Raw genomic sequence first — 12,462 nt, forward strand, 5'->3', positions numbered from 1 at the left:
TTAAATAAGTTAAATTACGCGTTGCATCCATGTGTTTGGATGGTTAAAACCGTGTGATTTTATCAGATATTAACACGCTTCATAGACAAAACTGGATAACTAGTGCTGAAGAAACCTCCCGAAACCGTTGCTGCTGTAGACTTGGGGTCTAACAGCTTTCACATGATTGTTTGCAGTTTAACAAATGGTAATTTACAAACTCTCGATCGTCTTAAAGAAATGGTCAGGCTTGCGTCCGGCCTGGATAAAAAGAATTACCTCAAGATCGATACTCAAGAAAGGGCTTTAGAGTGCCTGGAACGGTTCGGTCAAAGGATCCGTAACTTTCCGCCGGAAAGCGTCCGCGTTGTCGGCACCAGTACCTTGCGCATGGCTAAAAACTCGCAACAGTTTTTGGAAAAGGCTGAAAAAGCGCTAAACCATCCGATCCATATCATTTCGGGCATCGAAGAAGCCCGCTTGATCTACCAGGGTGTCGCGCACAGTCTGGGCAGTAACGCCAATTTACGGCTGGTTATGGACATAGGCGGCGGCAGCACCGAATACATCATAGGCTCTGGCGACACGCCCAGAATAAAAGAAAGCACGCCCATGGGCTGCGTGCTGGTAAGTAACGCCTTTTTTAAAGACGGGAAGCTATCCGGAAATGCGTTCATACAGGCAACTTTGTTCGCCGAACAACAGCTTGAGCCGATTCAGAAACAATTTCAGCGCAAGAACTGGGACGAAGCCATCGGCGCATCAGGCAGTCTAAAGGCCATTGATAAAGTTCTTCAGGCCAAAAACTGGAGCAATAACGGCATAACCCGCGAAGGATTGGAGCATTTGGTCGCCCATATTAATCAGTGCAGTCATATTGATGAACTTAACTTGCCGGAACTCGATCCTGAACGTCTTCCTGTATTTCCAGGCGGTGTCGCCATCGTCTACGCCACTTTCAAAAGCTTAGGCATTGAGCAAATGACTGTTTCCGATGGAGCGCTTAGGGAAGGGCTCATTCAGGATTTACTGGGTCGGCTCTATGATCATGATATTCGCTCCGCAACCGTGCAGGCCTTGGCGGATCGTTATCATATTGATAAAGAACACGCCGCTCGCGTTAAACAGACGATCAGCTATATTCTGGAGCAATTGGGTGAAGATTTTTGCGGGCCTAACCACGAACACGTTGTGCAATTTTTAAACTGGGCAGCAGACCTGCATGAGATCGGTCAAGACATCGCCCACAGCCAGTACCATAAACACAGCGCTTATATCATTGAGAATGGTGACTTTGCAGGTTTTTCCAGACAGGATCAGGTTCTGTTATCAACCATTGTAAGATCGCATCGGCGTAAGCTCTCTCGCTCTCTTTTTAGTGGACTACCGTCTCCGTGGAATGTTGATGCGCCCATTCTGACTATTATTTTGCGACTGTCGGTATTGTTGCACCGCAATCGTCAGGAACATGACAAACCCGATTTTAAAATATCGCTAACAAAATCAAAAATTCGCTTGCAGTTTCCAGACTATTGGCTGACTCAGGCGCCGCTGACCCATGCCGATTTGATTCAGGAAGCCGACTATTTAAAATCGGCAGGATTCAAGTTGGAGTTTTCTTAACCGCCGGATTATGAAAATTTTATTCGGCAATCATTCGATGCGTTGCTCTCAGTATACCGTTACGCTGCTCCATGCACTCGTGCGCATTTTGTTATATGGCTTTTGTGCATTATTAATTTTATGCATGATGTTGGTTCTTTTTGGCGTTGGCAACAAACCCGAGCTTGAAGTGGGATGGTCGCCTACCCGTGAAGACTTGGTCAGGGCAAAAAAAATCCTGCATGAAGGTTCTAAAACCAAACCTGATGAGATCGGTATCATTGAGTTAACCGAAGCCGATCTCAATCTTGCCGGCAATTATTTGTTAAACCGCTACAGCAAAAGCGCAGCCGATTTGGATTTTAAAAACAATGAGCTGAGATTTAAAGTCACCATTACTTTGCCCGAAAACAGCCTAGGCAAGTATTTAAACATCAGTTTTAGATTAGGCAATATTGAAGGCAACGATCTTCCCGTAATAACCAAATTTAAAGCCGGAAAATTGTTGTTGCCGGCAAAATTGGCCGCTTTTGTTATCGACACTGTTATTCAGCACTCATCGTTGAATGAATATTTCATTCTGGCAACCCGGCCTATCAAGGCGGTTAAAATTGACGCGGAAAAACTTACCATTACCTACTATCCGAACAAGGATACATTGATTCAGGCGCGAAACTTCCTGACTCACACAGGCGACAATTCTACGTTGAATATTTACCAGCAAAAACTCGCGGACATCGTCACCAAACATGACCCGGCATGGCGCTTATCGCTGGCGGACTTGTTGCGCCCATTGTTTGAACTGGCTTACCAGCGCTCTACACTGGAAAGTGCCATAGATGAAAACAGGGTTGTTATTTCCGCGATCAATGACTACGTCAATAAACAGGAGACCAAAAAACTCCTGTCTACGCCTGATTCTACGCCGACGGCCGGGCAACAATATGCTGCTTTTTTATACAAGCGCATAGATCTGGCTCAACATTTCATAGGTTCAGCAGCGCTTACCGCATCGGTAAACAAGCAAGCGGCCCAGATTGCCGGTGAAGAAAAAGAATTAAGCGATGCACACGGCGGTAGCGGATTCAGTTTTATTGACTTGGCTGCCGATAAAGCAGGTACACGCTTTGGTGAAATGGCAACATCATCGCCGGAAAATGCCCGGAAAATGCAAAAAGCCATGTCACGGATAAAAGATTACAGCGATTTTATGCCGGACCCCAGAGACCTTCCCGAACATATGAATGAGGTCGACTTTAAACAGCGCTTCGAATCCGTAAACAGTCCCGTTTATCAGGAAATTTCAAAGCAGATTGATGCCCGTATTTCGGCAACACCCATTTATAACGTAGAATAAAAAAAGGGAGCGTAAGCTCCCTAAATGCAATTTCGGGAATGACCGACCGGTCATTCCCGAATCATCAACTTCAATTAAAAGTAGAACCTGATGTGCCAGGCAAAACAGGCATTTTCTGTTTAGGGAATTCACCGGTCAAACCATTCAAAAAAGCTACAATATCCGCAACTTCTTCTTTAGTTAAATCCTTGCCCAATTGCAGTTTTGCCATCAAGGTTACCGCGCTATCCAGCGTTTTAACCGAACCGTTGTGGAAATAAGGCGCAGTCAAAGCGATGTTACGTAAAGTCGGTACTTTAAATAAATGCTCATCGGCTTGATTTTTGCTGACTTCCGCTAAACCTTTATCCTTACTGATATGATATTGCGCTTCCCAGTAACCGTTGGGAATGACAGGAAACTTCTGGAACACTCCGGGGCCATTGAACGCCGGGCCGCTATGGCAAGTGGTACAACCCAATTCCGCAACTTTTTCCATGCCGCGAACCTGTTGCGCCGATAAGGCTGATTTATCGCCGGAAACATACTTGTCATAAGGACTGTTAGGCGTAATCAAGGTTCTTTCATAAGCCGCAATCGCTTTAGTTACAGCGTCTTTAGTAATGGTATCCGTACCAAAAGCCTGCTCAAAAGGCAGCTTGTAACCTTCAATCGACTTCAAGCGCGCGACAACCTCATCCCAGTTTTTCATGCCCATTTCAATCGGATTGGTCACGGGACCTGCTGCCTGCGCTTCCAGACTTGCCGCTCTGCCATCCCAAAACTGGACGGTATTAAACGCAGCATTCCAAACTGTCGGCGCACTACGTCCGCCCGTTTGACCGTTAACACCCATAGAATTCGGCCTGTTGTCTTCTCCGCCCAGCATGGTGTTATGACAAGAAGAGCAGGAAACTGTACCGGTAGAAGATAAACGCGGATCATGATAGAGCATTTGACCTAACTCGACTTTAGCCGGAGTAGTAGGATTATCAGCAGGTGCATCAACCTGTGTCGGTAAAGCATCCCAAGCCGAGGCTACCGAAATTGAACTTGCTAACGCCAACGCGCTAACCAGCGAACGAATTTTAAACATACCACTCTCTCCAATATTATTTGTTATTAATGTGAGGGGAACCCTAAGGAGCCCGGTAATCTTACTGTACATCCAATGGGATTGTAAGATATGCAGCGGATAAGGTACAACCAAATTTCCTTGCATGAGTTTAACCGTCTGGTTATAGGGGAAATGCTTGCTTCATGGGATTCCCGGCGCTACGAGCTACTTGCCGTCATTCTATGGGTTGCTCTCTATATATTTAAGTAATAAACAACTGTTGTAGTACACGTTAAATGCCAGGAAAAAGATGACCTTAACAACTATCTATTGTAAGAGCCATCAAAAAACCGTCCGGCAAAAAAATATCCGGGCTCTGTTATGTTATTACTGTTGCCTATCGACCGTAGTAATAGCCGGTAAAACTTAAGCTCTTGCTATGGACGGCGTGTAGGAGTAGAGCGCAAACAGCAGTCGCTTTACGACTATGGGGGTGGCGTCGTCGTTTCTCTGGCCTTTCCCCGCAGAAGAGGGCACAGAGGCGCGGAATTTTGAAATGCAATAAGCAATATGAAATTCATCATGCGCCGCAACTCAATCTTATTCAAAATGGACCTCTATCGCCGGTTATTGTCTCGATTTTTACCCCGACTAAAACTTCTTTCATTATCAGTCAGCGGGGGTTTACACTGCACCGTGAGATAAGGGAGTCAAACCTTAGATTGCTCTGCACACTGCAACAGGAGATTAATAATGCGCAAAATAATGATCAACCAAATCGCTGAAAATACCCCGTCTTCCGATCTGAATTTTCTGGATCTGGAGCAGTTGGCTCAAGTAGAGTTTACTTCGGAGTGTCTGGAGTACCCTATAGAATCGGCCTTATTGTTGACGGAGGATTCGGGGTCGGGATGGCGGGCGGCAAGCGGCGGTGAGCAAACGATCCGTCTGTTCTTCGATCAACCTCGCACTATAGAGCATATTTTTCTGATATTCGATGAGCCGCAGCAATCGCGGACCCAGGAGTTTGTCCTGCTTTGGCTGATGGATAAAGAAAGCTCTTATCGAGAGATTCTGCGTCAGCAATATCACTTTAGTCCGCCCGACACCACGCGTGAAATCGAGCATTATGAGGTCAGGCTTAATCAATTAAAGGTATTGGAATTAAGAATAATTCCAGACATCAGTGGGGGTGAAGCTTGTGCCAGACTTAAACAGTTGCGTCTCGCGTAAATGCCGATTCTAATAGTCATGGCTGTCCAATTGCATACGAATAGCCAAAACAAATAATAAAAAATAGCATGAGCTTATGAGCTTATAGCTAAATCAACTAAAGAGGAGAGATAGTTATGATGTTTCCAACATCTGCATCAGTTGTTATCGCATTATTGATGGGTATTGTAGGGGGCGCATTCGTGATTTGGGAATTACGACGCGTTCTTAGCTATGACCCCGGTAATGAAGCCATGCAAGCCATTGCAAAGGCTATTCAAGAAGGATCGGCGGCTTTTTTGTCGCGTGAGTATCGTGTCATTGCGATTTTTGTCGTTATCGTCGCTACGGTTATTTCCACATTTTTGCATTGGCAGACTGCACTTTGTTTTGTGGTGGGCGCGATTGCATCGGCAGGCGCGGGCTATCTGGGTATGTATGTGGCGGTTCGGGCCAACGTCCGAACTGCAGCGGCAGCCGGTCGCAATCTGCATGAAGGGTTACGCGTTGCCTTTGGCAGCGGCTCGATTATGGGCATGGCTGTGGTCAGTTTTAGTCTGGTCGGCATGACGGTATTGTTTTTGATATTTAACGGCAATCCGAATCAGCTTACTTATATTACCGGCTTCGGTTTTGGCGCCAGCAGTATTGCGCTGTTCGCCAGGGTCGGCGGCGGCATTTATACCAAAGCCGCTGATGTGGGCGCTGACTTGGTAGGTAAGGTAGAACAAGGCATCCCCGAAGACGATCCACGTAATCCCGCCGTCATTGCCGATAATGTGGGTGATAATGTGGGTGATGTCGCAGGCATGGGGGCCGACTTATTTGAAAGTTATAGTGGTTCCATTATTGCTGCCGCAACGCTGGGCGCGGCATTGGGTGCAAAGTCGCCGGCTTTTATCGGCTTGCCTTTTCTGGTTGCCGCCGTAGGCATAATTGCCAGTCTTTTTGGTATTTATATGGTGACCGGCGAAGAACAAAAACAGTCGGAAAACGGTAATAATTCCAGAACCGCCCGCATAGCCCGGTTTATCGGGCAATATGTAATAAAAATTGATGAAAATGCCAGTCTGGATGATTTGTTGAAAGCGTTACGCCATTCCGTTTGGGGTGCTTCAGTGATCATTCTGGGACTTTCTTTAATCGCTGTATTGATTTCGGGTGTCAGTTTCAATTATTGGCTGGTTATTCTGGTCGGTTTGGTGGCGGGTAATGCCATTGCTTATGTAACCGAGTATTACACGGCGTACACCGAAAAACCCACGCAAGCCATTGCTCACGCAACGCAAACGGGCGCGGCAACAACCATTATCCAAGGTTTGGCCGTGGGCATGATGAGTACCGTATTTCCGGTATTGATTGTCGCGGCGGCTATCTTGCTGAGTATCTGGCTGGGTCATAAAGCCGACGGCACTATTGCTGCAGGTCTCTATGCGGTAGCTCTGGCGGGTGTGGGGATGTTAAGTACTCTGGGCGTTACGTTGGCGACTGATGCTTATGGGCCTGTAGCCGATAATGCGGGCGGCATTGCTGAGATGAGTCATTTGCCCAGTGAAGTGCGCCATCGCACCGACGCGCTGGATAGTTTGGGTAATACTACTGCCGCTACCGGCAAAGGCTTTGCGATAGGCTCGGCGGTATTGACGGCGTTGGCCTTATTGGCCGCTTATGTGACGGCCGCAAAAATCGACAATTTGAATATTCTGGGGCCTACCATGCTGCCGGGTATCCTGATTGGCGCGATGATGCCTTATCTGTTTTCCGCACTGACCATGATGGCGGTGGGCAAAGCGGCTCACGAGATTGTTGTTGAGGTGCGTCGCCAGTTTCGCGAAATTCCAGGCTTAATGGAAGGTACAGGGCAGCCTGATTATGCAACTTGTGTCGGTATCAGCACCGAAAGCGCTTTGCGTGAAATGATATTGCCCGGCGCATTGGCGGTTGTTGTGCCGCTGGTTGTGGGGCATGTATTGGGTAAAGAAGCCCTGGCGGGTATGCTGGTCGGCACCATGTCTTCCGGCTTCCTGCTGGCGGTGATGATGGCTAATGCGGGCGGTGCCTGGGACAATGCGAAAAAATGGATTGAAACAGGGCAATATGGCGGTAAGGGTTCCGACTCTCACAAAGCTGCTGTGGTCGGCGATACTGTCGGTGATCCGTTCAAAGACACCAGCGGCCCGTCTTTAAATATTTTGATTAAGCTGATGACCATAGTCAGTCTTGTGTTTGCTACTTCATTTGGTTCGGGGTGGTTTAACTTTTAAAAAACGCGTCCATTATGGTTATGCCATTTGCCTGTTTTCGATTAGGCAAATGGCAGGCTCGGATGCAAAGTTGCTACTAAGCTAAGTTTTGGAATCTAATTTGCGAGGTTGATATGTTTAAATGGCTGAGTGTTTTGTTCATGATGACTGTTTTGTCCGGCTGCGGTTATAACACGCTACAGTCCGGCGATGAGGGTATTAAAGCGGCATGGGCAGAGGTGCTAAACCAGTACCAGCGCCGTGCCGATCTGGTGCCTAATCTGGTGAATGTGGTGAAAGGTTATGCTGCTCACGAAAAGGATGTGCTTACCCAAGTTACCGAGGCTCGTGCCAAAGTCGGGTCGTTACAGGCCACGCCGGAATTGGTTGATGATGAGCAGGCATTCCAGAAGTTTATTGCCGCTCAGGGGCAGATGACCAGTGCGATTTCACGGCTGCTGGCAGTGGCCGAAAACTATCCGCAACTGAAAGCCGATGGTTTGTTCAGGGATTTGCAAGCGCAACTGGAAGGTACGGAAAATCGTATTACCGTGGCGCGTAATCGCTATATTGGTGCGGTCAAGGATTACAATATTACCGTGCGCTCTTTTCCTTCCAACCTTACGGCGATGATGTTCGGTCACAAAGCCAAACCGAGCTTTACCGTAGAAAATGAACAAGCTATTGCAAAGCCGCCTACAGTCGACTTTGGTGCGCCTGCGCCGGCTGGCGGACAGTAGAATGTTGTCTGCGATATTTCCCCGCGTCCGTTACGGGCTCGGGTTTTTCCTGCTGTTGTTTTGTATGGTGTCTTGGGCGATAGTCGGTGTTCCCGAGCTATCGCGTCGAGTCACTGATCTTACCACTACACTCAGTGCCGAACAGATAACTAAATTGGAAAATAAGTTGGCGGCATTTGAAGCCAAAAAAGGCAGTCAGATCGCAGTATTAATAGTCCCGACTACTCAACCTAAAGATATATCTGAATTTGGCATAGAGGTTGCCGATTTATGGCAAATAGGCCGCAAAGGCGTCGATGACGGGGTCATTCTAATAGTGGCAAAAGATGATCGAAAGTTGCGCCTGGAAGTTGGCTACGGTCTGGAGGGTGTTATTCCCGACGCAGTTGCCAAAAGGGTGATAGCCGAGACCATTACGCCGCATTTTAAGGAAGGCGACTACGCGGGCGGGATTGATGCAGGCGTTACGCAGCTAATGATGTTGATTGAAGGAGAGGCTTTGCCGGCACCGTCTGAAAATTCAGGTGAAAGTCTGGGTGAGGGATCTTTTATGTTTGTTTTGATTGGCGGCTTAATCGCAGGTTTTGCGCTGTCGGCCATGATGGGCCGAGTCATGGGAGGCATGCTTGCTGGGTTGGGTAGTGGTGTGGTAGCTGCACTGGTTTTGGGATTAGCTTTTTCGGCAGCGTTATTTGTCGGCTTAATGGTTTTTTTTATCGTTGGGGTTCGCTCAACGGGTGGACGCGGTTGGTCCAGCGGCGGGGGCTTTGGCGGGAGTAGTGGTGGCGGTTCATGGGGCGGTGGCGGTGGCCGCTTTGGCGGAGGAGGGGCGTCAGGATCATGGTAAATATTAAGCGTTGGTTTCGGCATGCCTTTATGCTGCCGTGGCGATGGCGGGTGTTGTTCCCCAAGGCGGTACTCGGAGATATAGAAAAAGCAGTAAAATATTCCGAGCATCAGCACAGCGGAGAACTCCGTTTTGCCATTGAAAATGTACTTGCATTGAGTCAGGTTTGGCGTGGTATATCGGCTCGTCAGCGTGCGATAGAGGTGTTTTCAGATTTACGGGTCTGGGATACTGAACAAAACAGCGGCGTTTTGATTTATCTGTTGCTGGCGGACCGTGAAGTCCATATTGTCGCAGACCGGGGTATTGCCAAGTGCGTAGAGCAAGTCGAGTGGGATGCCATAGCCCAGGATATGCAACAAGAATTCCTGCGCGGTGATTTTCTGCGTGGGTCGCTGCAAGGTATTGAACGTATTACAATGTTGCTGGCTACTCATTTTCCACCCGGTGCGGATAATCCCAATGAGCTTTCCAATAAGCCTGTTATCGTTTAGCATTGATAGCTTAGCCTCTTTAATTAATTATCTTGCCTATCTTTTATTGGCTGAAGATAGGGCTTTTAGTTCTATCCACTCATACAGGATAGTCATTTAGGATTGACGAATTTGTTGTTTCCATATACTATTGCGCGGTTATGTTAGCTCGATTACCTGAATATATAGACCCCTTGCACCTGGCTGATAAGCGTGGTGAATTAAAGGGGCAAATACCTGTAAGTAGCTTGGATCGTTTGGCCGACGTGCTGTTCAACGATACAGGAGCTGTAGCTGTGGATCTTTTTTTTGGTCGGGAAGGAAGATTGGCCAAAGTTGAAGGGCAAATAGAAGCGGTTCTGGAACTTAAGTGCCAAAACTGCCTGCAAGGAGTGCAATGGCCTGTCAAAAACACCATCAAGCTAGGTATTGTTACTTCAATAGATCAAGCAGACAGATTGCCCGAGGATTATGAGCCGTTGTTAGTTGATGAAGAAAAAATCCTTTTAAAGAGCATTATTGAAGACGAATTGTTACTTATTTTGCCTGCATTCCCCAAGCACCAGCACAATTGTCTCGCCCATAAGTCGGGCAATAATAAAGTAGACTTTTTACTGAATGAACAGCAGTCGTCCACCGAAAACCCTTTTTCCATCTTAGCCAAATTAAAAAACACTGGAGATTTATAATGGCCGTACAAAAAAGTAAAGTATCGCGTTCAAGACGTGGTCAACGTCGTTCACACGATGCGTTAACAGGTAGAACTTTGTCTCAAGATCCAATGACAGGTGAAACTCATATTCGTCACCATGTTACTCCAGATGGTTTCTTTAAAGGCCGCCAAATCGTAAGCAACGGCGACGAAGATTAATAAATCTTTCCACCTTGCAGCATGATGATATGCCGAAGTTGATCAAATCAGGTCAGGTTCGGCTTTTTTATAATAACTCAGGAGTCATCCGTAAGCGTGAGCCTAACAATTTCGATTGATGCAATGGGCGGGGATTACGGTCCTGAAGTCACCATTCCGGCATCATTGGATTGTTTAAAAAACAATCCAGACTTAAAACTGATCTTAGTGGGCGATGAAGCTGTTCTCAATCCGCAGTTAGCCCATGCATTAATTGATTACCAAGACAGACTCAGTATTCAGCACGCATCCCAGTGTGTTGAAATGGATGAGTCTCCATCCAAAGCGCTAAAAAATAAAAAAGATTCGTCAATGCGGGTTGCTATCAACCTGGTCCGCGACGGGCGCGCAGATGCTTGTGTTAGTGCCGGCAATACCGGAGCCTTAATGGCGACTGCCCGTTTTGTACTAAAAATGATTCCGGGTATTGATCGGCCCGCGATTATTTCCACATTACCTTCAATTAACGGACATACCCATGCACTTGATCTGGGGGCCAATGTGGATTGCACTGCGGAGCACCTTTTTCAATTTGCGGTAATGGGCGCCGAGTTGGTTAAGGCGGTAGAAAATATTGATAACCCCAAGGTGGGATTATTAAATATTGGCGAAGAAGACATGAAAGGTAATGAGCAGGTTAAGGCGGCCGCAAAGTTACTGGAGAATTCATCGTTAAACTACATAGGCTATGTCGAAGGCGACTCCTTAAATGCAGGTCATATCGCAGTTGATTTGATTGTTGCCGATGGTTTTGTTGGTAATGTCGCGCTCAAATCCATTGAAGGTGCAGCAAAAATGATTGGAACTGCGTTGAGAGAGGCTTTTGGCAAAAACATTGTCACCAAGTTGGCGGGGTTGCTGGTCTATCCGGTACTCAAATCATTTAAAAAACGCATCGATCCGCGCTTGTATAATGGAGCGAGTTTTTTAGGGTTGCGCGGCCTGGTTATTAAAAGCCATGGCGGTGCTGATGTGCTGGCGTTTAAAACAGCTATTCATCTTGCTGAAATTGAAGTCAAGAAAGATGTTATTAGAAAAATAAGCGAACAAGTCGAAAAAACTTTGGCTCTGAGAGAGAATGCATGACTCGTTATTCAAGAGTAATCGGTACCGGTGGTTATTTACCGGAAGAAGTTCGTACCAATGAACAAATATCACAAACTGTTGATACTTCCGATAGTTGGATTTTTGAGCGTACCGGCATTAAAAGCCGTCGCATTGCGGGAGCTGATGAAACAGCCTCAAGTATGGCTGAAATTGCTGCAAGACAAGCCATAGAAGCCGCCGCTTGTGATCCCGAAGAAATTGATTTGATTGTTGTTGCGACCGGGACGCCTGATCGTGTTTATCCTAGTACCGGCTGTTTATTGCAGCGGCGCTTGGGTATTAAAAACTGCGTCGCCTTTGATGTGCAGGCCGCCTGTTCAGGTTCGATTTTTGCGTTGAGCATTGCCGATCAATATATAAAATCGGGCGCAGCCAAGAAGGTTCTTGTTGTAGGGTCTGAAATCTGTTCGCGCGTTGTTGACTGGACTGATCGGGGCACTTGCATCTTGTTCGGTGATGGCGCAGGCGCGGTATTGCTGAGCGCATCGGATGAGGCCGGTATTTTATCGACGCATATTCATTCTGACGGTGAATATGAAGATCTGCTGTATTGCCCGAATCCTCAGGCGGCTACCGAGGCGAATAAACATGAAGCCGGTTACATCAACATGCGTGGTAACGAAGTGTTCAAGGTGGCTGTCAACACGCTGGGCCGCATAGTCGATGAAACCTTGGCTGCAAATAACATGCAGCAATCCGATGTTGACTGGTTGGTTCCTCATCAGGCGAATACGCGGATTATTGCGGCGACAGCAAAAAAATTAAAAATGTCCATGGATCATGTTATTTTAACCCTTGAAAATCAGGGTAATACTTCATCTGCGTCCGTGTTGCTCGCCCTCAATGAAGGTATTCGGGACGGTCGTATTCAGCGCGGACAAGTCGTTTTGCTTGAAGCATTTGGAGCGGGATTCACTTGGGGTTCTGCATTAATTAAATACTAAAAGCGTATGGAA

12 protein-coding genes are annotated in these 12,462 nt (G+C 47.1%); 11 read left to right on the forward strand and 1 reads right to left on the reverse strand.

Annotation, left to right across the window (positions count from 1 at the left end):
* The first annotated feature begins 102 nt into the window (after positions 1-102).
* Together ppx and Q8L79_RS12475 are read left to right on the forward strand one after the other, a co-directional pair.
* Positions 103-1,602, forward strand: coding sequence for an exopolyphosphatase (ppx, locus tag Q8L79_RS12470; RefSeq protein ID WP_305271731.1), 1,500 nt, complete (start codon positions 103-105; stop codon positions 1,600-1,602).
* 10 nt (positions 1,603-1,612) lie between these two features.
* On the forward strand, positions 1,613-2,938 hold the full coding sequence (locus Q8L79_RS12475) for a hypothetical protein (RefSeq protein WP_305271733.1): 1,326 nt from the start codon (positions 1,613-1,615) through the stop codon (positions 2,936-2,938).
* 70 nt (positions 2,939-3,008) lie between these two features.
* On the opposite strand, the gene Q8L79_RS12480 is transcribed toward Q8L79_RS12475, so the two are convergent.
* Positions 3,009-4,013: a cytochrome-c peroxidase gene (locus Q8L79_RS12480; protein WP_305271734.1), complete on the reverse strand. Its 1,005-nt coding sequence runs from the start codon at positions 4,011-4,013 to the stop codon at positions 3,009-3,011.
* Between the two features lie 714 nt (positions 4,014-4,727).
* Between Q8L79_RS12480 and Q8L79_RS12485 the strand changes: the two genes are divergently transcribed.
* From Q8L79_RS12485 to Q8L79_RS12525, 9 genes are all read left to right on the forward strand, one after another.
* On the forward strand, positions 4,728-5,207 hold the full coding sequence (locus tag Q8L79_RS12485; protein ID WP_305271736.1) for a carbohydrate-binding protein: 480 nt from the start codon (positions 4,728-4,730) through the stop codon (positions 5,205-5,207).
* A 116-nt stretch (positions 5,208-5,323) separates the two neighbouring features.
* Complete coding sequence (locus Q8L79_RS12490; protein WP_305271738.1) at positions 5,324-7,450, forward strand: sodium-translocating pyrophosphatase; 2,127 nt, start codon at positions 5,324-5,326, stop codon at positions 7,448-7,450.
* Between the two features lie 113 nt (positions 7,451-7,563).
* Entirely contained in the window at positions 7,564-8,169 is a 606-nt protein-coding gene (locus Q8L79_RS12495; RefSeq protein ID WP_305271740.1) for a LemA family protein, read from the forward strand.
* A gap of 1 nt (position 8,170) precedes the next feature.
* Positions 8,171-9,016 carry a YgcG family protein gene (locus tag Q8L79_RS12500; RefSeq protein WP_305271743.1) on the forward strand — a complete coding sequence of 282 codons (846 nt, stop codon included), beginning with the start codon at positions 8,171-8,173 and terminating at the stop codon, positions 9,014-9,016.
* Positions 9,010-9,510: a TPM domain-containing protein gene (locus Q8L79_RS12505; protein ID WP_305271745.1), complete on the forward strand. Its 501-nt coding sequence runs from the start codon at positions 9,010-9,012 to the stop codon at positions 9,508-9,510. The genes Q8L79_RS12500 and Q8L79_RS12505 overlap by 7 nt, the downstream gene beginning before the upstream one ends.
* Before the next feature lie 140 nt (positions 9,511-9,650).
* Entirely contained in the window at positions 9,651-10,178 is a 528-nt protein-coding gene (locus tag Q8L79_RS12510) for a DUF177 domain-containing protein (RefSeq protein ID WP_305271748.1), read from the forward strand.
* Positions 10,178-10,360, forward strand: a complete 183-nt coding sequence (rpmF, locus tag Q8L79_RS12515; protein ID WP_006889999.1) for a 50S ribosomal protein L32 — start codon at positions 10,178-10,180, stop codon at positions 10,358-10,360. Before Q8L79_RS12510 ends, rpmF begins: the two co-directional genes overlap by 1 nt.
* A 96-nt stretch (positions 10,361-10,456) precedes the next feature.
* Positions 10,457-11,485: a phosphate acyltransferase PlsX gene (gene plsX / locus Q8L79_RS12520; protein WP_305271751.1), complete on the forward strand. Its 1,029-nt coding sequence runs from the start codon at positions 10,457-10,459 to the stop codon at positions 11,483-11,485.
* Positions 11,482-12,450 carry a beta-ketoacyl-ACP synthase III gene (locus Q8L79_RS12525; RefSeq protein ID WP_305271753.1) on the forward strand — a complete coding sequence of 323 codons (969 nt, stop codon included), beginning with the start codon at positions 11,482-11,484 and terminating at the stop codon, positions 12,448-12,450. The genes plsX and Q8L79_RS12525 overlap by 4 nt, the downstream gene beginning before the upstream one ends.
* The last annotated feature ends 12 nt before the right edge of the window (positions 12,451-12,462 follow it).

The organism is Methylobacter sp. (assembly GCF_030680395.1).
Classification (GTDB): Bacteria; Pseudomonadota; Gammaproteobacteria; order Methylococcales; family Methylomonadaceae; genus Methylobacter_A.